The sequence below is a fragment of the bacterium genome (genome assembly GCA_040754625.1).
In the GTDB taxonomy this organism is placed as follows: Bacteria; JACRDZ01; JAQUKH01; order JAQUKH01; family JAQUKH01; genus JAQUKH01.
In genome coordinates this window covers 1-23,156 of record JBFMCF010000034.1, presented here as the reverse complement: position 1 = coordinate 23,156, position 23,156 = coordinate 1, and the positions used below count along the sequence as shown (strand labels likewise).

At 38.1% G+C, this 23,156-nt stretch carries 21 protein-coding genes and 1 tRNA gene; 14 read left to right on the top strand and 8 right to left on the bottom strand.

All coding sequences use genetic code 11. The features are described from left to right. Positions 1-213: 213 nt before the first annotated feature. The 12 genes from AB1498_02870 (at position 214) to AB1498_02815 (ending at position 11,808) form a co-directional block, all read left to right on the top strand. Entirely contained in the window at positions 214-711 is a 498-nt protein-coding gene (locus tag AB1498_02870) for a CinA family protein (GenBank protein MEW6087224.1), read from the top strand. Positions 712-714: 3 nt separating this feature from the next. Further along, positions 715-1,317, top strand: a complete 603-nt coding sequence (gene thpR, locus AB1498_02865; GenBank protein ID MEW6087223.1) for an RNA 2',3'-cyclic phosphodiesterase — start codon at positions 715-717, stop codon at positions 1,315-1,317. A gap of 20 nt (positions 1,318-1,337) precedes the next feature. Continuing rightward, positions 1,338-2,387 (top strand): recombinase RecA, encoded by a 1,050-nt coding sequence (gene recA / locus AB1498_02860; GenBank protein MEW6087222.1) that lies wholly within the window; start codon positions 1,338-1,340, stop codon positions 2,385-2,387. 33 nt (positions 2,388-2,420) lie between these two features. Continuing rightward, the gene (alaS, locus tag AB1498_02855) at positions 2,421-5,069 is read left to right on the top strand and encodes an alanine--tRNA ligase (GenBank protein MEW6087221.1); all 2,649 of its coding nucleotides are present in this window, start codon (positions 2,421-2,423) and stop codon (positions 5,067-5,069) included. A 247-nt stretch (positions 5,070-5,316) separates the two neighbouring features. Next, positions 5,317-5,496, top strand: coding sequence for a hypothetical protein (locus AB1498_02850; GenBank protein MEW6087220.1), 180 nt, complete (start codon positions 5,317-5,319; stop codon positions 5,494-5,496). A gap of 87 nt (positions 5,497-5,583) precedes the next feature. Further along, positions 5,584-6,096 carry a DUF5683 domain-containing protein gene (locus AB1498_02845; protein MEW6087219.1) on the top strand — a complete coding sequence of 171 codons (513 nt, stop codon included), beginning with the start codon at positions 5,584-5,586 and terminating at the stop codon, positions 6,094-6,096. Between the two features lie 22 nt (positions 6,097-6,118). After that, positions 6,119-6,655, top strand: coding sequence for a hypothetical protein (locus AB1498_02840; protein ID MEW6087218.1), 537 nt, complete (start codon positions 6,119-6,121; stop codon positions 6,653-6,655). Between the two features lie 37 nt (positions 6,656-6,692). Next, positions 6,693-7,463, top strand: a complete 771-nt coding sequence (locus tag AB1498_02835; protein ID MEW6087217.1) for an MBL fold metallo-hydrolase — start codon at positions 6,693-6,695, stop codon at positions 7,461-7,463. A 94-nt stretch (positions 7,464-7,557) separates the two neighbouring features. After that, positions 7,558-9,000 carry a Do family serine endopeptidase gene (locus AB1498_02830; GenBank protein ID MEW6087216.1) on the top strand — a complete coding sequence of 481 codons (1,443 nt, stop codon included), beginning with the start codon at positions 7,558-7,560 and terminating at the stop codon, positions 8,998-9,000. Then, on the top strand, positions 9,000-10,295 hold the full coding sequence (purB, locus tag AB1498_02825; GenBank protein ID MEW6087215.1) for an adenylosuccinate lyase: 1,296 nt from the start codon (positions 9,000-9,002) through the stop codon (positions 10,293-10,295). The genes AB1498_02830 and purB overlap by 1 nt, the downstream gene beginning before the upstream one ends. 2 nt (positions 10,296-10,297) lie before the next feature. Next, a complete protein-coding gene (locus tag AB1498_02820) occupies positions 10,298-10,828 on the top strand; it encodes a methyltransferase (protein ID MEW6087214.1) in 531 nt (176 codons plus the stop codon). Positions 10,829-10,878: 50 nt separating this feature from the next. Continuing rightward, positions 10,879-11,808, top strand: coding sequence for an NHL repeat-containing protein (locus AB1498_02815; protein MEW6087213.1), 930 nt, complete (start codon positions 10,879-10,881; stop codon positions 11,806-11,808). Here the strand turns inward: AB1498_02815 and AB1498_02810 are convergent. From AB1498_02810 to rsmD, 4 genes are read right to left on the bottom strand one after another with little or no spacing between them, the layout of a single operon-like run. Then, on the bottom strand, positions 11,792-12,256 hold the full coding sequence (locus tag AB1498_02810) for a phosphatidylglycerophosphatase A (protein MEW6087212.1): 465 nt from the start codon (positions 12,254-12,256) through the stop codon (positions 11,792-11,794). The genes AB1498_02815 and AB1498_02810 overlap by 17 nt on opposite strands. Continuing rightward, on the bottom strand, positions 12,249-12,812 hold the full coding sequence (pgsA, locus tag AB1498_02805) for a CDP-diacylglycerol--glycerol-3-phosphate 3-phosphatidyltransferase (GenBank protein ID MEW6087211.1): 564 nt from the start codon (positions 12,810-12,812) through the stop codon (positions 12,249-12,251). The genes AB1498_02810 and pgsA overlap by 8 nt, the downstream gene beginning before the upstream one ends. A gap of 28 nt (positions 12,813-12,840) precedes the next feature. After that, the gene (coaD, locus tag AB1498_02800; GenBank protein MEW6087210.1) at positions 12,841-13,338 is read right to left on the bottom strand and encodes a pantetheine-phosphate adenylyltransferase; all 498 of its coding nucleotides are present in this window, start codon (positions 13,336-13,338) and stop codon (positions 12,841-12,843) included. Positions 13,339-13,383: 45 nt separating this feature from the next. Beyond that, positions 13,384-13,887, bottom strand: coding sequence for a 16S rRNA (guanine(966)-N(2))-methyltransferase RsmD (rsmD, locus tag AB1498_02795; GenBank protein MEW6087209.1), 504 nt, complete (start codon positions 13,885-13,887; stop codon positions 13,384-13,386). 101 nt (positions 13,888-13,988) lie between these two features. Between rsmD and AB1498_02790 the strand changes: the two genes are divergently transcribed. Together AB1498_02790 and AB1498_02785 are read left to right on the top strand one after the other, a co-directional pair. After that, a complete protein-coding gene (locus AB1498_02790; protein MEW6087208.1) occupies positions 13,989-15,347 on the top strand; it encodes a folylpolyglutamate synthase/dihydrofolate synthase family protein in 1,359 nt (452 codons plus the stop codon). Then, positions 15,329-17,866 carry an OstA-like protein gene (locus AB1498_02785; protein ID MEW6087207.1) on the top strand — a complete coding sequence of 846 codons (2,538 nt, stop codon included), beginning with the start codon at positions 15,329-15,331 and terminating at the stop codon, positions 17,864-17,866. Before AB1498_02790 ends, AB1498_02785 begins: the two co-directional genes overlap by 19 nt. 47 nt (positions 17,867-17,913) lie before the next feature. Here AB1498_02785 and AB1498_02780 read toward each other — a convergent pair whose 3' ends face one another. From AB1498_02780 to AB1498_02765, 4 genes are all read right to left on the bottom strand, one after another. Beyond that, complete coding sequence (locus AB1498_02780; protein ID MEW6087206.1) at positions 17,914-19,041, bottom strand: aminopeptidase; 1,128 nt, start codon at positions 19,039-19,041, stop codon at positions 17,914-17,916. A gap of 4 nt (positions 19,042-19,045) precedes the next feature. Beyond that, positions 19,046-21,817, bottom strand: coding sequence for a tetratricopeptide repeat protein (locus AB1498_02775; protein MEW6087205.1), 2,772 nt, complete (start codon positions 21,815-21,817; stop codon positions 19,046-19,048). Continuing rightward, entirely contained in the window at positions 21,811-22,743 is a 933-nt protein-coding gene (locus AB1498_02770; protein ID MEW6087204.1) for a hypothetical protein, read from the bottom strand. The genes AB1498_02775 and AB1498_02770 overlap by 7 nt, the downstream gene beginning before the upstream one ends. Before the next feature lie 97 nt (positions 22,744-22,840). Further along, positions 22,841-22,916, bottom strand: a tRNA-Ala gene (locus tag AB1498_02765). Positions 22,917-23,156: the final 240 nt, after the last annotated feature.

Sequence of the window (23,156 nt, the reverse complement as noted above, 5' to 3'; positions counted from 1 at the left end):
TTGCTGACGGAATAAAAGAAATATTTGCAAAGTATTCAGGCATAGTTTTCAATAAAACAGGCCAAACAAATAATTTGATTTATCAAACGGCTTTATTTTGACGCTGAAATTTTGGGGATACTTCTCTGTTTAGTCTTCTTGACTATCACACTGAAATCGATTATAATACCCGATATTGTAAGGGCACCTTGTAGCGTGCCCCTACCTTTCAATATGTCTACAGAGAATAAACTTATCGAATCGGAAATCAAGGAATTATTTGTTAAAAAAAGACTCACCCTGGCTGTGGCGGAATCCTGTACCGGGGGGTTAGTCGGGCACAGGATTACAAATGTTCCCGGAAGTTCAAAGTATTTCCAGATGTCGCTTGTTTCTTACAGCGATGAGGTTAAAAATAAAGTTCTGGGCGTTCCGGTAGATATTCTAAGGGAATTTGGCGCGGTAAGTTCCCAGACTGCAACTGCCATGGCAAAACGCGCGAAAAAAATGGCAGTTACAAATGTGGGGCTTGGAATAACAGGGATTGCCGGGCCTGACGGCGGGACCAAAGAAAAGCCTGCCGGATTGGTTTATATAGCCGTAGTTACTGATGATAAGATTGTCTGCAAAGAATATCATTTTGACGGGCAGAGGCAGGACGTAAAAAACCAGGCGGCACAGAAATCCATGGAATTATTGCATGAAATACTGCTGCCTTTAAGTAATGAATAAAGTTTGATTAAGAAAATGGAATATACCCGGATTTTTATCGCGATAAATTTCCCTCCCGATATTAAATTAAAATTAGCCGGTTTTATTTCAAGAATGCGCGGAAAATTTTCAAATATCCGGTGGGTATCAGATGAAAATTTGCATTTGACACTTAAATTTTTGGGAAAAACACCGGAAAGTGATTTAAATAAGTTATATTCAGGCTGTCAAAACGCTGTGACGGAAAGTGTCCCTTTCAGTTTTTCTTGTGAAGGATTAGGAATGTTTCCAAGTGAGCGGTCTCCCCGCGTGGTATGGCTGGGAATAAAAAAGGGAGAAGAAGAACTTAAAAGCCTGGTTTCAAAAATTGAAAATAATCTTGTAAACAGGGGTTTCCCTGAAGAAAAAAGGGATTACAAACCCCATCTTACCTTGGGACGGGTAAAAACAGAGGATAATTCTTTCAAAAATTTGTGGGAAGATTTGACTCCATGCCGCAATTTTAAAACAGGAGAAATTTTTACTGACAAAATTTATGTAATGAAAAGTGTGCTTAGTTCAAAAGGCGCGGAATATTCTATCTTGAAAGAGTTTTGTTTAAAGAAAGAGGGGATTAAAGGGAATTAATAAATTGGGAGGAAAGAAAAATGATTGACAACCGCACTAAAGCTTTGGAGACAGCATTATTACAAATAGAAAAACAGTTCGGCAAGGGTTCCATAATGAAACTGGGTGAAGAAGCGGCGAAAAAGGATGTGCCGTCTATCTCGACTACTGCGATTTCTTTGGACATTGCGTTAGGGGTCGGCGGCATCCCGCGGGGAAGAGTGATAGAAATATTCGGGCAGGAGTCTTCGGGAAAAACCACTTTATGCCTCCAGGTAATATCCAATGCGCAGAAACAGGGCGGGGTATGCGCGTTTATTGACGCGGAACACGCGCTGGATCCGGCCTATGCAAAAAAAATCGGAGTTGATATTGACAATCTTTTGGTTTCTCAGCCTGATACAGGCGAACAGGCATTGGAAATATGTGAAACATTGGTCAGGAGCGGCGCAATCGATGTTATTGTTATTGATTCAGTTGCCGCATTAGTCCCCAAGGCGGAAATTGAAGGTGAGATGGGGGACCAGCATATAGGATTGCAGGCCAGATTGATGTCGCAGGCACTTCGTAAATTGACTTCATCGATTCATAAATCAAAAACCTGTGTTATTTTTATAAATCAAATCAGGGAAAAAATCGGGATTATGTTTGGGAATCCCCAGACCACTCCCGGCGGCAGGGCGTTAAAATTTTATTCATCAGTCAGGCTTGAAGTCAGCAAGGTAAGCCCGATTAAAGAAGGAGAAAATGTTATCGGTTATATCACGCGGGTAAAAGTTGTAAAGAACAAGGTTGCTCCTCCTTTCAGGACGGCGGAGTTTGATTTGATGTTTGATGAGGGGATATCGCGTGTCGGAAGCCTTCTTGACGTCGCGGCCCAGCACGGTATTATTGAAAAAAGCGGGTCATGGTATACCTATAAAAATGAACGTATCGGCCAAGGCAGGGAGAACGCAAAAGGATTTTTGAAAGGTAATCCAAAACTCGCGAATGAAATCGAGACAAAGATAAGGGAAAAATCTGGATTAATAAAGGCGGAAGGCGGAAGTCAAAAATCAGAAGTGAAGGGCCAGAAGCCGGAAGGTAAATAATGTAGGGGCACGGCTTGCCGTGCCCGAAGAAAAATGGCAGGTCAATACCTGCCCCCTACAATGAAATATACAATGACAGGAAACGAAATACGGAAAAAATTTCTTGAATATTTTGGCGATAGGGACCATTTGATTTGTCCTTCAGCGTCTTTGATTCCTGAAGACACAAGTGTTTTATTTTCTATCGCGGGTATGGTGCAATTTAAGAAGAATTTTCTCGGGGAGGAACGCTTATCCAAGCCGCGCGCGGTGTCTTCACAAAAATGCCTCCGGACAAATGACCTTGAAAATGTGGGAAAAACTGCGAGGCACCATACCTTTTTTGAAATGCTCGGGAATTTTTCTTTTGGCGACTATTTTAAAGAAGAAGCGATTTTGTGGGGGTGGGAATTTATAACAAAAGAGATGAATATCCCGTCAAAGGACCTGTGGGTTTCTATTTTTAAGGAAGACGAGGAAGCGCTGAATATCTGGAAAAAATACCTGCCTGAAAGCCGGATTGTCCGGTTAGGAGAAGAAAGCAATTTCTGGACCATGGGGCCGACCGGCCCATGCGGGCCGTGCTCGGAGATTATTATTGATTTGGGGGACAAAAGAGGATGCAGCAGCCCTGATTGCCGTGTAGGCTGTAACTGCGACCGTTATCTTGAATTATGGAACCTCGTTTTTACTCAATTCAACCGTGATGAAAACGGCACGCTTCATCCCCTGCCGCAGAAAAATATTGATACGGGAATGGGGCTTGAAAGATTGACCTCCGTAATACAAAATACGCCTACTAATTTTGAAACAGACATTATAAGGCCGGTTATAAATTATCTGGCTGAATTGGCAAACATTGAATATCCTTCAAATGACCAAAAGGATATTTCATTTAAAATAATCGCGGACCATATCCGCGCGATAACATTTTTGATCTCTGATGGAGTGAACCCCGCCAATGAGGGAAGGGGTTATGTCCTTAGAAGGCTTATCCGGCGGGCGGTGCGCCACGGGAAACTTCTTGGAATAGATAAAAAATTCTTGTACCAGGCAAGCGGGGAAGTGGTTTCAATAATGAAAGAAGCTTATCCCGAACTTGTTAAAAGAAGAGATTACATTGCGCAATTGATTGTTTCGGAAGAAGACAGGTTTAGAGAGACTCTCAGGCAGGGTATGAATATACTTGAAAATATGATCCAGGATTTGAAGAAAAAAGGCGAAAAACGTATGCAGGGGAAGGATGTATTTAAACTTTATGATACCTATGGGTTTCCCCTGGATATGACACAGGAGATTTTATTTGACGAAAATTTAACACTCAATGAAAAAGAATTTTTAACCCTGCTGGATGAACAAAAAAATAAGGCGAGAAAATCCTGGCAGGGCTATGGGGACGAGGAATCAAATCCCTTGTGGTCGAAAATAAATACGCTTTTTCCCGAGACGGAATTTACAGGATACGAAAAGGAAAAATCGGATTCCGTCATTTTGGGAATAGTAAAGGATAATGAACTGGTTGAAAGTGTCCGCGAGGGCGATACGGCGGATTTCATATTGAATATCTCGCCATTTTACGGCGAGTCCGGCGGGCAGGCAGGCGATAAAGGAATATTTCATTCCAGGGGGAAAAAGGCTGAAATCTATGACACAAAAAAGATTGGCAAGGGTATTTCTCTCCATCAGGGGAAAGTGGTCACCGGTGAAATTTTTAAGAAGGATAATATCGAAGCAGTGATCGATATTAAAAACAGGCTTAAGATAAGCCGCAACCATTCTTCGACGCATCTTCTGCAGGGTGCTTTGAGAAAAGTTCTGGGGCCGCACGTTGAACAAAACGGGTCGTTAGTTGCCCCTGATTCATTCAGGTTTGATTACACGCATTTTTTACCGGTGCCAAAGGATGACCTTGAACGGGTTGAGGACCTTGTCAATGAAAAAATCCGCCAGAATATGCGTGTTACAACAAAGGAAACATCGCTGAAAGAAGCGGTAAAACTTGGCGCCATGGCTTTATTTGGCGAAAAATACGGCGATAAGGTCAGGATGGTCCAGATGGAGGATTTTAGCCTGGAATTATGCGGGGGAACGCATGTAAAGAGGACAGGAGATATCGGTATTTTCAGGATAATTTCAGAAGGGGGTATTTCTTCCGGTGTCAGGAGAATTGAAGCGGTTACAGGCGATGCCGCAATAAGTTTAATGAGAGAAAAAGAATGGGTGCTTCAGGAAATAGCGTTAAAATTAAAATCCAGCCAGGCGGATTTACTTCCCAGAGTTGACAGGTTTATAAATGATTATAAAAATATTGAAAAAGAATTGGTTAAACAGAAGGAATGCGTTGCAAGAAATAAAATAGAAGATTTTTCAAAGGAAGCTGAAACATTAAACGGGATAAAGGTTTTAATAAAAAAGATGGAAGGGCTGGACGCGGACACTTTAAGAAGATCCATTGATAATTTAAAAACAAAACTGGGTTCGGGAATAATGATTTTAGGAAGCGTTCTTGATGATAAACCCATGATTTGCGTGGGTGTTACAAAAGACCTGACAGGTAAGTACCAGGCTGATAAAATCCTGAAACAATTGTCAAAACATATTGGCGGCGGCGGCGGCGGGAGGCCTGATTTTGCGATGGGCGGAGGGAAAAAGGCGGATGGGTTGGACATCGCTCTAAAAAACGCCAGAGAGCTGTTTCTTTAGTGGAAAAATAAAAATAATTTTGATATAATTAGCCAGCTTTAACTTAGAAGCGAATGACAAAACCGGCTTATAAAACCACAAAAGGAGGTTAAGAATGGGGTGCGGGAAAAAAAGAAAAAAGAAAAAGATAGCGACTCACAAAAGAAAAAAGAGACGGAGAGCAATGCGGCATAAGAATAAATAATCAAGCAGTTTATTATTTTTTCCGATAGAACTGGTAAGAGTAAAGTTAAGAAAAGGAGTAATTGTGTCGGAAAGAGTCGAAAATTTAAAAGTCAAATGTTTTATGTGCCAAAACATCGCCGCAAAAGTTAAAGAGAATAAGGTTTTGACAAGCAGTGAGGAATATCATTTGACCGCGGACCTTTCAGCTATTGAGAAATTGCGGAAGATAAGTTTTCCCGGCAGTAAACAAGAGATGAAATGACCCAAAGCCCTTCCAAGTTTGCGGGAACGGTTATATGCTAAGCTATAATTATAACGGTAATGAATTTTCAGAAGAAAGAGGGGCGCGGTGAAAAGGGCAAGAATATACACTGCCTTTTTATTGGCGGGTATAATTATTTTGCGTAATGAATTGATTTTTGCCGATGAGGTTGAAAAAGAAAGGCTGCCCCCGCGGTATGTTGCACGCCTTTCTATCATTCCGGGAATGGGTCAATTCTATAATAAAAAGAGGGTTAAGGCGTGGACTATAATTGGTTTAGAAGCAACAGCGATTGCAGGGACGCTGGTCATGCATGATTACCAGATAGAGGCATATCGCGACTGGGAATCTGTCCCTGAAAACAATATTAAGAAAAGAGGGGCTTACAGGGAAAGGCTTGAAGACCTTCGCAAGGCAAGAAATACCTTTATCTGGCTCGGTGGTCTGCTGTGGGTTTATAATATGGCAGACGCTTATGTAGATGCACATTTTTATAAATTTGACAGGCGTAAGAAAAATTCGGAAAAAAGCAGTCTTTATTTGCTCCCGGGAGAGAGGGATTTCAAAACAATTACTATAAGATGGGAAAAATGTTTTTAAATATGGGAGGATGATTACAAAAATGAAAAAAGACATTATAGAACAAGAAAAAAATACTGAAGGCTTGGAAACTGCAATAAAGGAAAATATTCAAAATACATTTTATGATAAATTGATTGAAAAAGAAATTGGAGTTTTAAAAAAATTTCTCGAATCCAAACAAACGGACCAGCTTTATCGTAAATACGGCCTGACACTGCTTTATTCGTTGGATTATAAAGATATGGTTGCATATGAGAAGGAATTGGGAATAAAGCCGCAAACTGTTGCGGATTTTTATAATCATGGTGTTTACTATGCTGCCAAAAATAATATTAACCATGCAATGAAATGTTTCCAGAAAGTAATTGAAATGGATAATAAATTTGCACCGGCTTATTATAATATGGCCTTGATTTATCAGGCAGGGAAAGAAGATAAATCAGCGAAAACGTCGTTTTCGGAATTTATACGGTTAGAAGAAGAAAAAATAAAACAGTGCGGCAAAAAAATAGAACTTGAAGATGCCGGGATAAATTATCTGGAAGAAGCAAAAAAAATGATTAAGGCGTTGAAATAACAAGAGGCCGTGTCCCCTTGTCTTCAGGAGTGAATGATTGGATCTTAAAATCTGTATTTTAGGCAGTGGAAGCAGTGGAAATTGTATATACATATCTTCGGGGAAAACAAATATCTTAATTGATTTTGGTTTTTCGGAAAAAGAAATAATAAAAAGGCTCCAAAAAATAAATGTAAGATTGTGTGATATAAATGCGGTTCTTGTCACGCATGAACATCACGACCATTCAAGCGGGCTTGGAAAGATAACAGAAAAAATCTCAGGCCCTATCTGTATTAATGATTTGACCTATCAGTCGATTAAATCCCGGATAGAATATGAAAATATTAAAAAAATTACAAATTCCGATTTTTTTGAAATAGGGGATTTTCTGATTAAACCGTTTTCTGTTTTTCATGACGCATCTGACCCCTGCGGTTATTCAATTTATTGCAATGGCAGGAAAATCGCTCTGGCGACTGACCTGGGAATTGTAAATAATAATGTTTTACAAAATATGGCGGATTCAAATATTATTATAATAGAATCTAATTATGACCAAAAAATGCTTGTAAATGGAAATTATCCCTGGCATCTTAAGAACAGAATATTAAGTAAAGACGGCCATCTTTCCAACAACGATGCGGGAAAGACGCTTAAACGTGTTATGCATCCGGAATTAAAATATATATTTTTATTTCATTTAAGTGAAGAAAATAACACGCCCAAGGCCGCATTAGACACAGTAAAGAGCTATATCCCCATTAACACCAAAGCCCAAATATTATGTTCCTCTCAGAATAATGTAAGCGATTATTTTTGTTTATAATAAAATTGCAAATATTGACAACTTTTTTGAGATATGGCATACTATAGTAGTTTTTTGGTCATTCGTTTTCAGGTTTTAGCATGGAGGAAATATTATGGACAGAATTAAATCAGGAAAAATTTTATTTGCTTTTTTGTTTCTTTTTATTGCGCATACTGCTATTGCAGTTTCCCAGGATGATATAACAAACAGCCGGAATACCGCGATTGTCCAGGCGGCAAAAAGAATCGGGCCTTCTGTTGTAACAATAAAAGTCAGCACTACTGTAAAAACCCGGAGATACATAAGTCCTTATCACGATGATTTTTTTGACAAATTTTTCAATGATTTTTTTGGCCAGATGCCGCCGTCACAAAGAGATTTTAAACAACAGGGATTAGGGTCAGGGGTAATAATTTCCGCGGACGGTTATGTCCTGACAAATGAACATGTGATTCACGGGGCCGATGAAATCAAGATAAAACTTTTTGACGGCAAGGAATATGACGGGAAACTGGAGGCATCTGATGAAGATTCTGATATTGCTATTATAAAAATCAGCGAGAAACGCGCGTTCCTTTTTGCCCCGCTTGGAGATTCGAACGATTTACAGGTAGGTGAATGGGCAGTTGCAATCGGCAATCCGTTCGGCTTTATTGTCGATGATCCGAAACCCACTGTGACTGTAGGGGTTATCAGCGCTCTTGGCCGTAGTATTAATGCCGGGAAGAGCATGGGCCAGGTGAGGGAATACAGGAATCTTATCCAGACAGATGCCGCGATTAATCCGGGTAACAGCGGCGGTCCGCTTGTAAACATATTAGGCGAGGTAATCGGGATTAACACCGCTATTTTTTCGACAAGCGGTGGGTCGGAGGGAATTGGTTTTGCCATACCGATTAATACAGCCAAGAGAATAAAAGATGATTTACTTCTGCATGGCCGTGTTATCCGCCCTATGATCGGTATCCGGCTCCAGTCAATAGATAAAAAATGGGCAAAATATTATAATCTAAAAGAGGAAAAAGGAGTTTTAGTTACCGGTATCGTCCCTTCAAGCCCGGCTGAAAAAGCGGGAATAAAGAAAGGTGACATTATCCTGAAGCTTAATGGTATTGATATAGAAAGCGCGAATGATATAGTGGAAAAAGTCCAGAATAAAAGAGTCGGGGATAAAGTTGTTTTGGAGGTATTGAGAGATGAAAAAACTTCAAATATTGAAATTATTCTGGAAGAGAAAACAGCGGTAAGCAAAAAAGAATCGAAAACTAATTTGGGGATTGAAGTTGAAGATATAAATCCGGAACTGGTAAAACGGTATCGTCTCTCAGAAGATGACGGTGTGGTTATTACCGGAGTTGAAGCTGACAGCATGGCATTTAATATGGGTCTACAGGAAGGGGATGTGATAAAGGAAATAAACCGTCACAAGATAAAAACGGTTTCTGATTTTAATAAAGAACTGGATAAATTGGACGGAGAAAAAATAATCAATATGATTGTTAACCGGCAGGGCATATTGCTCCTGATTACGATGGATACAGGTGAGGATAAATAATGATAAGACGTTACAGCCGCAAAGAAATGGCTGATATTTGGGAAGAAAAAAATAAATTTCAAAAATGGCTTGATGTTGAACTGGCGGGATGTTTTGCGTGGGAGCGGCTTGGGAAAATTCCAAAGGGTACTGCAAATCATATCGCCCAAAAGGCCGGGTTTTCTCTGTACCGGATAAAGGAAATTGAATCGGAAGTTAAGCATGACGTTATCGCTTTTTTAACCTCTGTAGCTGAAAGAGTAGGAAAAGATTCGCGTTTTATTCATCTTGGAATGACATCTTCTGATGTCCTGGATACCGCACTGGCACTGCAGATGAGAGAAGCAGGCAACCTGATTTTAGAGGATTTAAAAAAGTTACTTCTGGTTTTAAAAAAACAGGCAAAAAAACATAAAAACACCCTGATGATTGGCCGGTCCCACGGTATTCACGGCGAACCGATAACATTGGGACTGAAATTTGCTGTTTGGCATGAAGAGACAAAAAGAAATATCAGGAGGATGGAAAACGCGGTGGATGTGGTTAGTTACGGCAAGATTTCAGGCGCGATGGGAAATTATGCCCACCTCGACCCCAGGGTTGAAAAATATGTATGTGAAAAGCTAAAATTAAAACCGGCACCTGTTTCTAACCAGATTATACAGCGTGACCGCCATGCGGAGTATTTAACTGTATTGGCTGTTATCGCGAGTTCACTGGACAAGTTTGCGACTGAAGTCCGCAACCTCCAGCGGACTGATATCGGTGAAGCAGAAGAACCTTTTACCACGGGACAGAAAGGTTCATCGGCCATGCCGCACAAAAAAAATCCGGTCATGTGCGAACAAATTTCGGGGCTTGCAAGGATTGTCCGTTCTAACGCCCAGGCGGGTCTGGAAAATGTCGTTCTCTGGCATGAGCGCGATATAAGCCACTCGTCTGTGGAACGGGTTATTTTGCCTGACAGCACAATATTAGTGGATTATATGCTGAACCGGATAATAAATATTTTGGGAAATCTTTGTGTCCATCCCGGCAGGATGCTGGAAAATATCGGGAAAAACAAAGGGATAATTTTTTCACAGAGACTTTTACTAAAATTAATCGACAAGGGATTGACAAGGGAAGACAGCTATCGTTTAATCCAGGCCAGCGCGCTAAAAATACAAAATTCAGATGATATTTTTTTAGATGAAATATTGAAGAATGAAAATGTCAAAAAATATTTATCAGAAGATGAAATAAAAGATTGTTTTGATCTAAAGTATTATTTGAAAAATAACAGTTATATTTTTAAACAAGCAGGAATAGAATAAAAATGTTAATTCCAAAAGAGAGAGTAAGGATTTATGCCGCGTGGCTCGCGGCAATTTTTTTGTTTGTTTCGAGCAGAAATGCCGGGTTTAAATGGTGGGGTATTTTTTTTGCCTTGGTCGGTTTGATAATACGGACATGGGCATGCGGGTATCTCCAAAAAAACAAAACCGTTATTTCCTCGGGTCCGTATCGGTATACAAGAAACCCATTGTATCTCGGGAGTTTCATTATGGGAGCGGGTTTTTTTTCAGCGTTTCATAATATATTGGTGGTTTCTATGCTTACCTTTGTTTTTGCCTATATTTATTATCCTGTGATTTTGGACGAAGAGAGGATCCTCGAAGAAAAATTTGGGAATGAATTCAGGGAATATAAAAACCATGTGCCGCGTATTATCCCGGATTTTAACGTTAACGGATTTTGCGGGGAAAAAGCAAAATTTTCATGGGAAAATGTTATCCGGAACAAGGAATATAATGCGTGGGTAGGATTTTTGCTGGCGCTCGGGATTATTTTTGTCATAAGAAGTTAAGCTTATCCGAACTTGACAATTTATCGAATTTTTAAGTATAATACATTATTGTGCCTAAAAATATAACTATAAAAAAAATACCTTTTTTACTGCTGATTCTGATTGTTTCATTTTTTTGCATCTTGCCTGCTTTTTCTTCCGGAGAAAAAAGACCCGCGGTCATTTACGGGAAAAATAATTTTGTTTTAAAAAATCCTTCAGGTGTTGCTATTAATAAAACGACCAAAAATATATATGTGACTGATACTATAAACAGCAGGGTATTGGTTTTTAATCCTTCCGGCCAGTATCTTTTCTATTTTGGAGAAAAAGGAAAGGGCGAAGGCCAGTTTTCTCTTCCTTATGATATTGCTATCGGCCCGGATGGGACGGTTTATGTAAATGACCTGGCGTCGTATTTTATCCACGCGTTTGATTCTGACGGGAAATTTAAATTTCGTTTCGGTAAACCGGGGAAAAAAAATGACCAGTTTATTTTGCCTTTTGGCCTGGATGTGGACACGAATGGCTATATTTATGTTGTCGATGTGGAAAATAATACCGTGCAGATTTTTACAAGGCAGGGAGATTTTTTAAAGAAATTTGGCCAGGGAGGGGCGAAAAACGGGGAGTTTTTCCAACCCTCGGATATCGCGGTGGATAAAGATGGGAATATATATGTAGTTGAGATGCGTAACTGCCGTGTGCAGGTATTTGACAAAGACGGAAACTACAAATTTAAATTCGCCCAGCCCGGATCGGGACCGGGAGACCTTTCTTCTCCGAAGGGGATAGCTATATCACCTGACGGGACAATATATGTCAGCGATTCAGGCAATAGCCGTATTTCTGTTTTTTTTAAAAACGGGCTATTTATTGAATTCCGCGGGGAAAAGGATGACTTAAAGGGATTGGAGAAGATAAATATAGATGATGAAAATTTTTTATATGTTTCTGATTCGCAAAACAGCAGGATAAGAATTTTTAAGGTAGGAAATTAAATCTTGTAACAACCTGCAGGATAATATTGCTGTAAATTCCCGCCATAAGATCGTCCGACATTATTCCAATACCGCCCTCAAGGTTCTGGAAAAGATAAACCGGGTAGGGTTTCCAAATATCGATAATCCTGAACAATGTAAATCCAAGTATAATAAATTGTATTTTATAAGGGACAAAAAGCATTGTAACAAGAAATCCGGATATTTCATCAATAACAATTTTTTGGGAGTCTTTTTTTTTAAATATGGTTTCTGCAAGAGATGATATTTCCAGTCCCAGTATAAAAAATAGTATCGTGAAAATAACATAAATTTTTGTTCCCCGGGTATAAAGGAAAAGATATAAGGGGATACCAGCCAGTGTCCCGAGTGTCCCGGGCGCGGCAGAAGAATACCCTACAATGAAACTTGCAAAGACTTTCACAAGATTTTCCTGTATCTTATCCATTTATCAATTCCCTGTTTTTATTGTAGTATTCAATGCCGGAAAGAACGGTAACTATTGCTGTGGAAAACATCAGATAATACGGTCCCGAGTTAAAAATCCATAATGTCAATTTGTCCGGCAATGTGTTGTTATTAAAAATCTGTTTTAAAGGAATGAAGAAATAATTAAAGGTATTGTTGAATATAATAAGGCAAAGGCTGATTATTATTACCTCGAGCTGGTTTACGGTTTTATATTTGCCTGATTCCCTTGCAGGAATGACGTCCCCGTTCGAACTGGATAGAATACGGATCCCCATAACCAAAAATTCCCTGCTGAGTATTATTATGACCATCCACCCGGGTATAATTTTTCTCTGCATGAAGGAAAGAAGGGCACAGAGGAGAAGAAGCTTGTCTGCAAGCGGGTCAACTAATTGCCCGAATCTTGTAACCACATTATAACGTCTTGCAAGATGCCCGTCGTAAAAATCAGTGATTGTTGCAAGGACAAAGCAAAGAAGCGCAAAATAATCAGTATAAATATTTACAGTTTCAAAGAGAAAGTAAAATAACACTGCTAAAAGAATCCGGGATAGTGTAATTTTATTTACGAGGTGCATTTTTGTTAAGTTTGGATGAAAGTTTAGTTTTGACAATATCAGGAACCAGGCTGTTAATATTTCCGCCGTATAAAGCTATTTCTTTTATTACACTGGAAGAAACATAAGAATAGATTTCATTGGGCATGAGAAATATTGTTTCAATTTTATCATCGAGTTTCCGGTTCATCAAGGCCATCTGGAATTCATATTCAAAATCGGTCATAGCCCGGACACCGCGGATAATGGTATGCGCCTTTTGTTTTTTTATGTAATCAACTAAAAGTTCGTCAAATGAATCTACTTTTACCTGTTTTAATCCTTTAACAGCATCTTTAAGCATTTCTAATCTTTCTTCAATAGTAAAAAATGGTTTTTTATGCGGGTGTTTGGCAATGGCTACAATAACATAGTCAAAAATTTTTAGTGCACGTTCTATTAAATCCAGATGCCCGTTTGTGACAGGGTCAAAACTCCCGGGATATACCGCGATTTTAGGCATGACTCTCCTCTTAACGATTTAAACAGTTCAAGCTGTTTAAACTGTTTAAACAGCTTTTTTCTTGTATATTGTCAGCACCGTGTCCCCGTATTTTTTCTTTTGCCATACTTTAAAAACAGGTGTTTCTTCCGGTAAATTTTCTCTCCAGTAATGCTCAAGAATAAGACGTCCTTGAGTATTAAGAATATCATGTTTTTCAAGTTCTGTCAAAATCTTATCATATAAATTTTCATGATAAGGCGGGTCGGCGAAAACAAAATCGAATTTTTTGTTTTGCCTATAAAAGTTTCCAATTGCAAAAAAAACATCCTTTTTAACAATTTCGATTTTTTTATCTGCATTTATTTCATTTAGTTTCTTGATGAGAACCGGATTATTTTCGACTAAAACTATATTTTTCGCACCATGGTTTAACGCCTCAATCCCGATTTGCCCTGTACCTGCAAAAAGGTCAAGAAATTCTGAATTGATTATTTCATTTTGAAAAATATTAAAAATAGCCTGTTTGACTTTATTTTGAGTTGGACGCAGAATAGTCTTCCTGGACATTATTAGATATTATAAAATTATTTAATGAATTTGTCGATAGAAAATAACCCGAAATTATTTGATAATGTGATTTTAATGATATATAATTATGTTTAATAAATATGACTTATGAACAGACAATTAATTATTTATACAGTCTTGAACGTTTCGGAATACAATTCGGATTAGAGAAAATAAAATATCTTCTTTCCTTATTAGATAGACCCCAGCACAGCTTCAAATCAATCCACATAGCAGGGACAAATGGAAAAGGTTCTACATCCAGTTTTATCTCTTCCATTCTGAAAGAGGCGGGTTTTAAAGTCGGGCTTTATACTTCCCCGCACCTTATCGATTTCCGGGAAAGGATACAGGTTAACGGGGTTTTAATTCCGCGAAAAAGGTTGTCAAAAATCGTGGCGAAACTAATGCCTTTAATAGAAAAAACAAACAGCAGGATGGGACATCTTACTTATTTTGAGATTTCAACGGCTATTGCATTTGAATATTTTAAAGAAGAAAATATTGATTTTGCGTGTATTGAAGTTGGAATGGGCGGGCGGCTGGATGCGACAAATGTGATAAAACCGTTGATTTCCGTTATAACAAGTATAGGTTTTGACCATACAAAAGAATTGGGAAATACGTTAGGAAAAATTGCGTTCGAAAAAGCAGGGATTATCAAGAAAAATGGAATTTTAGTTTGCGGGGTAAACGATAAAGAACCATTGAACGTGATAAAAAAGATATGCCGGATACAAAATGCCAAATTGTATGTTATAAATCAGAACTTTACAGGGACACGCTATGCCGTGTCCCTGCATTTAAATGGCCAGGAATTTTCTTACAAAGGTATATGGGGCAGGTTGCAGCGTTCCCATGTGTTCAAAATCTCCCTGCTGGGAGAACATCAAATTCATAATGCCGCATTGGCTCTGGCAGTTATAGAAATTTTAGGCAGGGGTGTTTCACGAACCGCCCCTGCAGTAAACATCAATTTAGATAATATCCGTGCCGGTCTAAAGAACACAAAATGGCCGGGGCGGTTTGAAATTATTCGCAAGGGCGGGAGGCCGTTCTCCCCTGCGATAATAATTGATGGTGCCCATAACCCGCCCGGGGCATGTAAACTTTCTGAAGGCCTTAAAACATTTTTCCCGGGTAAAAAAATAAATTTTATACTTGGAATTTTAAAAGATAAAGATATTCATGGAATAGTAAAAGAAATTATGCCGCTGGCATGTAAAGTTATAATCACCTCACCGCATTGTGACCGGGCGTGTTCTCCAGAGGAACTGGTGAAAATTGCTGGAAAGTACAATAAAGATATGGAAGCAGTTTATCCGATAAGAAAAGCAATCAAGAGAATGAGAGAAAAAATAAGACGGGGCCGGCAGGCCGCTCATGAAGTTATTTGTATTACTGGTTCATTGTATACGGTGGGAGAGGCGAGGAAGGAATTATGCGAAAATTATCCTTGAGACCGTTTATTATTTTACTGGCTGTTTTTATTTTTTTTCCGCCCGGTGTTTTTTCTTTCGAAACGAAGAAAGATGTTCCTGTCAGAATAAAAGCGGACAGGCTGGAATACATTGAAGATGAAAATCTTATCGTCGGCCAGGGAAGTGTTAACCTGGAGCAGGGAGATACGAAACTCCAGGCCGATTATATGAAGTTTTATATTGATACTGATAATATTTATGCGAAGGGCAATGTTTTACTTGTCCAGACAAACAGCACCCTGAAAGGCGAAGAATTGAATTACAATATTAAGAAAAATAATGGAATAATGGAAAAATCCAGTTCCAAATCTGAACCATGGTTATACGATAATGAGGAGATAGAACAGGTGGAGGAAAATCAATTTTATGCGGGTAAGCCAAGTCTTTTTACTACCTGTGATAAACCCTCTCCCCATTATAGATTCAAAGCTAAAGAAATAATACTTTACCCGAAAAGGAGGTTAGTGTGCAAGGATGTATCTTTTATGATAAGAAATGTCCCGACAATATATTATCCTTTTTATACCAGGAAGTTAGATGAAAGAAACCGCTGGCATTTTAAATTAGGCTATAACAGGCGGAAAGGCGTTATTCTGCGGGCTAAATATGACTATTTTTTCAATGATAATTCATATGGAAATTATTATATCGATTGGTGGCAGTTTGTCGGCTGGGGGACAGGTTTCGACCACAAATTTTCTTTATTTTCAGGGGAAGGAAAAGGAAGAGTGTTTTTATATTACAGCAAAGTAAAAACAGAAAATCCATCTGATGATTATTCCTATACAGGGCCTGAAACAGAAGAGTGGAAGATTGATGCCAATTACGAACAAATGTTATACGAAAATACAAGTTTTGAAACGGCTTATAATACATCTCAGGGAAAAGAGAGCATAAATGAAAAAAAGATAACAGTAAATTCAAAATTGGATTTACATTATCGAAGCAATGTGACACTTGGCAAAGAAGTAGAAAATACAAGTGATGCCACAAAAGATATTAATTCTACTTTTGATATTACAACTGTCAGATATCCCAATATAGTTTTCAGGGCAGCCGTATTCCAGAGAAATTTATGGGATGATGATTTAAAAAAATTTAAAAAGACTGAGGAACGGCTTCCTGATATTTCTTTCAGCCTTTTACCCACGCAGGTTGGAAGGACAAAACCGCCGGTAAATTACAGTGCAAATGCTTCCTATATAATTAATTTTGACCGCGGCGACAGGGAAGAAGTTTTTGATGTGATAAGAAATGACCTTAATCCTGATGCGGGCAACTCGGACATTTATATTGTAAAACTTGCCGCATTCCCGTCGGCGGGGACCGTATATCCCCTGGCCACAGACAATACCGGGAGTGTCAGTATCCCTGTTGAACTGATTTCTGTAGATTATGAAAAAAAGGAAGTCAAGGTGAAAAATAAAAATGGGCCGTTTAAATTGGATCCAAGGGATAAGATTACAATAAAATATGCTACTAAATTCAGCACCCAGTCAGCTTTTTTATATCAAAGACTGCAAACCAATTTTGATATTTTTAAAAGCAGGACCGTAAATATTTCTTTCATGCCGGCTGTTGGATATAATGAAGACTGGCGCGACAAAAAAACCACGACAGATTTTGACGACCGCAGGGTAAGCAGTTTTGATACACAAAATACACTTTCTACAAGGATAACAGATTATATTACATGGCAGAACACGCATGATTATAAACGAAAATGGCAGGACCTTGATGAAGACCCGTATAAAGGAATAGAAAGAAATTCTTTTACTGCCTCACTTGGACTGAACTCTCCGTTTGATTCAAGGACTATTTTATACAGGATGACAATTACCACAAGTATAAGTTATGATATACGAAGAAAAAATGAATCTTATTATGACACAGCTGTGCAAAAGATAATTATTAAGGAAGAAAAAGAACCGGTTGAAAACAGGAAATCGAAATTCAGCGATTTAAATATCAGTTTAACTTCGAGGCCAAAAGATTATTTTGATCTTGTCTCGAACATCAGGTATGATATTTATTGTGACAGTACGGATATAACTTATCCCGTCAACGTGCAAAAATTAAAAAAAGGCAAATTGAAATCAATTGAAAGCACTCTTCATTACGCGCCAAATACATATTTTGATTTTACATACAGGCATAATTTAACCTATTTTTACCCTTTAAACAGTTTTGCAACATTAGATTCACTTGTAAGGGTTCCTTTGACCCGTTATTGGGAAGGCAGTTGTCTCGGCAGTTTCCGGAACGATGATATTTATGTTCCGCGTTTAAAAGATTTTAAACTTGAGAAATATAAAATTGCCCTAAAACGGGATCTTCATTGCTGGGAAGCAGAGTTTTCAATAAGAAAACAAGTGGAAAAAATCGGGGTCCCGGAAGAAGTAGAATTCTGGCTGACGCTTTCTCTAAAAGCTTTTCCTGATAAAAAATTCGGGGTATTAGGTAAAGAAAGATATCTTGAAATTCGCGACCAGATATAAATTATAACGTCGCCAAAACACTGTTAAATTAATTTACAGAACACTGGTTACTCTATTATAGTTTTACCCCGTTTGATGAGGATGGAAGGTTTTTTTCCGCGAAAATACAGTTTTACCGTTGGTTTAAAGATTACAAAATCTTCATGAAACGGGACTTTATTTACGCCGCCGAATGTTGAGTTATCTCCAAAAGCAATATGAATGGTGCCAAGGATTTTTTCTGCTTCTAATATGTTGTCCGGCCGCTTTGCCTTTTTGTTGGTCCCTATGCCAAACTCAGCTAAAACACACGCTTTCGGGTATTTTTTAAATACCTGTTCCAGCCTTTTTTTGTCTTTTTCCTCACCCGAAATTTTTTTCACATGTCCTTCTTTAATTTCAAATATCAAAGGCTCTTTTAAAGTTCTTGTTTGGCTGAATCTGGCAACAAGTTTTCCTTTTGCTGTTCCCTCAACAGGCGCGATGTATGCCTCGCCGCAGGGCAGGTTGCTCATTGAGCCGTCTTTTGTTAAAACACCCGTGTCCGCATGCCCTTGTCTTCCTTTTAAACTGAAGTGAAGGTTTGTCCCGTCGGGAGTGGTAATCTCAGCCGTATGCGCGTTGCTTAAATATCTTGCCAGAAGAATAGTTTCCCGGGACAGTTTTTTAACATCTACATTCATCGGCCCGGCAAGCATTTTAACATCAAAAAGAGGCATGCTGGCATAGCGGATGCCGAATGATTGAGTCAGGAGTTTTCTGAAATTTGTATGGGTAGTTGAAAACCATGCGAGAGCGATAACGGCGTTGATTTTTGAATGTAAGGGCACAAGATTTTGTGCCCCTACTATTGCGTGTGCCATCTTTATTTGTTTTTCTGTAGCCGTTTTATTTAGCAGCGGCCTGAGAATTTTTTGTTTCCTAAATTCATTAATTATTTCCTTGCCAAATGCCAGTTGCCAGAGGGTGATTGGCGGTTCTGCCCCATGCGATCCGGTTGAAGGGTAAGCATGGAAAATTATGTTAGCAAATTTTTTACCCTCAGCCGCGATTAATTTCGCAATTTTATAATGCAGGGGCGGATAATCATTCGCCCCTGTATCGGTGTCTGTGAATATCAGAATATTTTCATTTTTTTTAACCGCGAGATTTTTAAGAAATAACCGGTGTATTGATTTAATATAAGGAGAAGGCATAAATTTATTTTTTTTCTATCATGCTTTGCAGTTTTCTGGTCCATTCCGATTCGGGATTAATTTGAATTATTTCAAAAAGTATCTCTTCGGCTTCTTCCAGATTGCCTTCTTTATATAAAGATGATGCCTTAAAGAACATATCTTCCTGAATTTTATCATTACAAAGCTGTATCTGGATTTCAGCTTTCTGGATATAAGAACTGGCAGGATATTTTTCAATTAGTTTTTCAAAAATCCCTTTTGCCGCAATAAATTTTTTATTGTTAAAAAGATCAATGCCCTGTTCATATAAAACTTTGATATTTTTTTCAAAAAATTCTTCAGCTTTTTCCCTGGCCATTTGTCCCCACCTGGTTTTAATAAAATTATTTGAGAGGATTTTTAATTTTACACTTGTGTTTTCAGGGTCTTTTTCAAAGGAGGCCATCAATTCATAGTATTGTTTCTGGGCCTCAAACTCTTCAATTTGGTTTTTTATCTTATCATTAAAACTATTGGAAGGGTATTGGATGAGAATTGTTTGCAGTATTCTTAGTGCCATTTCCAGGTTATTTTCTTTGGCCGATTGTATCCCTTTATTAAAAAGAGTTTGGGATTTTTCATCGATTTTCAGAAGAATGGCGGTTTTTAAATCAACTGTGGCTTTGTCTATCCACGTCTGGGTGGAGAAGTTTTCATTAAGAATATTTATGTTTTTTAAAGCCTCTTCGTATTTTTCAATATCATAAAAATAGCTCGCATCGGAATAAAGTTCGGAAGGGGTTTTATGGACAAGGTTTAAATCGCTGAATACCGGGGTAAGGTAAGAAATACCCGTGTTTAGTTTTACAAGATATTGAAAATACTGGTTGCCTGTATGATTACCGGGTAAATCGATGCTTTTAGGGATATTATTATTCTCAAATTTCCATGTATTTATCGCTTTGGTTCCTGATAAGTTATTATTGGTCCCCGACTTTACTGTAAGTTCAATGGATGTGTTTGGAGGAATATCTCCTTCAGGTTCTTGATTAAACGAAATTGATTCCAGTTTTACAGGCTGTTTGCAGTTTAAAACAGGCGAGACATATAAACCTGATGGAAAATATTCTACCGGGCTTGAAAAAACTTCATATTCACTTATTCGCAGGGTATAGGAATTCCAGCTTTTTGGGTTATATTCAAATTTTAAGTAGCGTGCAGAGACAGGTTCAAAATTGAAAATATCTTTATTAACAGTTTGCGGCCTGGTTAAATTCAGGTTTTCATATAACCCGATTTTGTCCCAGTTTTCTAAATCTATACTTGAATAAATAGTCACGGAACGCGCTCCATATTGCCCGCAATTCCAGTGCGCAATCTGGTTAAATGTTTTTCTTCCGCCGAGGTCCAGGACCGCGTATTGTTTTATATTAGGATGTTCTAAACCAAAATTAAAGCCTTCACGGTATGTTATTTTCGCATTATTGAGTATAGACATGGGTGTATCTTTTCTTTCACCGCGGGTGGTATATATTATTTTAGCTCTTCCGTTTTTTGAAGACGCAATATTTTTGGGAAGGATGGAATATGCCTCTATTTCTCCAAAAGACAGCCATCGTTTGTTGCCGTGATTGCTTTCAACTGACAATCTAAGATATTGAAACGGTTCAGTGGCGTTAAAAGTAAATACCTGCGGCGAATAATCCTGGTTTTTAGCCTCGGCATTAGCGGATAATATTTCTTTCCATTGCGATTTAAAAATAAGCAATTTTTGCCATTCTATATATTTTGAATTATGGAATTTAATGGTAACTGCTTTTGCCGGTATAGGGTTGAATACTTTCCAGAAACCTTTTGAGTAGTCATTTTGAACAATTTTATTATTGCTGTTATCATATATTGATTCGTTTCCATACGAATCGGAATGAACAATAATTTCCATATTGAATATATCTGTTTCCAGGTTATCGACATTGGCCCCGTCGTCACTCATTATAAATATGCTTGATATATCTATAGGCTTTTTAAAATATATTTTAATCCATTTGGGATTTTCCCTGTTGAGGTTAAATTCCATGTCTTTGGATTGTATCCATGTATCGCGGGAGAATTCTTCTTTTTGCTGTTTTGAAACAAAGGGATTGTCGCCAAAAATATTTTTTGGAGAAAGCGGCTGAAAAATAATATTATCTCCTGATGCGCCTTTAAAACACCAGCCTCCCCCGTCATCTTCAATAGAAAGTATGTCTTCAGGCATGACAATATCGTTGTTGTAATATAACCGGAAGCTGTTAATTTCCGAATCCACCCCGCCAGCATCACTGCCTGGTCCGTTATACAGCACGAATGTGGAGATTGACTGTTTTGCCGGGAATTTAAATAAAAAATCCTGCGGGAATGGATTTGAATAAGAAGAAAGATCGTCAGAAAGATAAGAGCTTAACTGATAACCGAAATTTTTGTTAAATCCGGAATCAGTTATGCCGTCATTGACAAAAATAAATTGCCCTGGTCCCTGGTCAAAACTTTTTGTATATTCGCTTGGAAAAAACTGGATAGTCGTCCTGTTTTTACTGGATAATACGTTAAATACTTTTTTTTCTGTGTTTTTGATTTCAAGCTGGATTTGATCAGGATTGGTCTGGATATCTATGTTGTCCCTCAGGCCTTCTATAAAATCATTTTCCAATGTTTGATACCATTCGGAGGCATAGAGAGAAGTAATTGGGATAACAAAAAACAGCAGACAGTAACTGATTAACAATAGCGGGATAATTCTGTTTTTTGTGTTCTGTCTTCTGTTTTTTGTTACCATATTTTTAATTCTATCGTGTCTTCATAAATCTTCGAAGTTGAAATGCCGATATCTTCAAAATCAAAGGTATTTATTTCATCGGCAAAAGTTTTTGGTGTAGAGTATATAATACATGAAACAGGGCTTGTAATGTCCCTGATGTCCTCGGTGTCCTTCGCAATAAAATTTGAGTATCTTAACATTTTATCAATAACTTGTTTAATAATCTCAGAATCGTCTTCATTTGAGAAAACAAGACGCACAATTTTTGGCTTAAATGTATATCCCCTGTTTTGCAGGCGTCTTTTCAGCTTTCCGATGTTAATGGTACTTTCAATATTAACCTTGTTATTTATGCTGTCAATTTTTAATTTGCTGGATTCGTCTAAGATATCCCTGTAGATATTCAGAGGTATAATTTCTTCTTCTATAATAAAAGGGTTAGAAAATTTGGAAATTTGTATCCCGAGATATTGCATTGACTGGCAGAATATTTTACGCAGGATTTTGTCTTTAATCAGCGGGATGTCAGGGGTTGTCATATCATTAGGTTTATTTACTGAGTCTTCAAATTTCTTATACGAATCAAGATAATAACTGGTGGCCTTTAAATCTTTTATTTTTTCTCTTAGTTTGTATTCCCTCTCAATATCCGCCAGTACATTGTAGCCTTTTTTTATTTCGTCTGTCTGGGTCAAAATACGGGCAATATAATTCCCTTTTTTTATGATTTTACTAATTTCACATACCCCAATCGCCTCATTTCCCGGGTTATATACGCCAAAAATCATACCCAGTACGATTTCTTTGTCTTTATCTGTCTCAATGAATACATATTCGCCTTCTGTATCGATAATTTTTCCGAAAATAGTAGTTGGAAATGTTTGCCCGTGTCTGGTGTTTGTAAGTAAAGTTAAAAAAATAAAAAGCAGTAAAATCTTTTTCATATTTTGAAAATCGATAATCTAAAGTTGACCGCAATCGAAAACCTTTCTGATCAAATCTCGATTTTTAATTTTCGATTGCTCTTCCGCCTATGGCGGATGGTGGAGCTGATCGGGATCGAACCGACGGCCTCCTCGTTGCGAACGAGGCGCTCTCCCAACTGAGCTACAGCCCCCAAAATTTTTGCTTTGCAAAAATTTTCCCAAACTATCCCGATGCCTCGATGAAATCGAGGTTCGGGATTCCAAAGAACATCGGGACTAATTACAAATTAACTTTAATAATTATAATGGTTCTGTTGAAATCCTCAAATAGAAATAAATCAAGAGGCCGAGTTGGAGGCCTCGATGAATATTGTAAATTATACCGAGCAATAAAACTTCGTGAATTCGGAGTTTTATTAAGCGAGCTAAGA

Coding starts and splice junctions, on each gene's coding strand:
- AB1498_02870 (MEW6087224.1), top strand. CDS start 214: ATGTCTACAGAGAATAAACTTATCGAATCGGAAATCAAGGAATTATTT.
- recA (MEW6087222.1), top strand. CDS start 1,338: ATGATTGACAACCGCACTAAAGCTTTGGAGACAGCATTATTACAAATA.
- alaS (MEW6087221.1), top strand. CDS start 2,421: ATGGCAGGTCAATACCTGCCCCCTACAATGAAATATACAATGACAGGA.
- AB1498_02840 (MEW6087218.1), top strand. CDS start 6,119: ATGAAAAAAGACATTATAGAACAAGAAAAAAATACTGAAGGCTTGGAA.
- AB1498_02830 (MEW6087216.1), top strand. CDS start 7,558: ATGGACAGAATTAAATCAGGAAAAATTTTATTTGCTTTTTTGTTTCTT.
- purB (MEW6087215.1), top strand. CDS start 9,000: ATGATAAGACGTTACAGCCGCAAAGAAATGGCTGATATTTGGGAAGAA.
- AB1498_02820 (MEW6087214.1), top strand. CDS start 10,298: ATGTTAATTCCAAAAGAGAGAGTAAGGATTTATGCCGCGTGGCTCGCG.
- AB1498_02810 (MEW6087212.1), bottom strand. CDS start 12,256: ATGGATAAGATACAGGAAAATCTTGTGAAAGTCTTTGCAAGTTTCATT.
- coaD (MEW6087210.1), bottom strand. CDS start 13,338: ATGCCTAAAATCGCGGTATATCCCGGGAGTTTTGACCCTGTCACAAAC.
- rsmD (MEW6087209.1), bottom strand. CDS start 13,887: ATGTCCAGGAAGACTATTCTGCGTCCAACTCAAAATAAAGTCAAACAG.
- AB1498_02790 (MEW6087208.1), top strand. CDS start 13,989: ATGACTTATGAACAGACAATTAATTATTTATACAGTCTTGAACGTTTC.
- AB1498_02785 (MEW6087207.1), top strand. CDS start 15,329: ATGCGAAAATTATCCTTGAGACCGTTTATTATTTTACTGGCTGTTTTT.
- AB1498_02780 (MEW6087206.1), bottom strand. CDS start 19,041: ATGCCTTCTCCTTATATTAAATCAATACACCGGTTATTTCTTAAAAAT.
- AB1498_02775 (MEW6087205.1), bottom strand. CDS start 21,817: ATGGTAACAAAAAACAGAAGACAGAACACAAAAAACAGAATTATCCCG.
- AB1498_02770 (MEW6087204.1), bottom strand. CDS start 22,743: ATGAAAAAGATTTTACTGCTTTTTATTTTTTTAACTTTACTTACAAAC.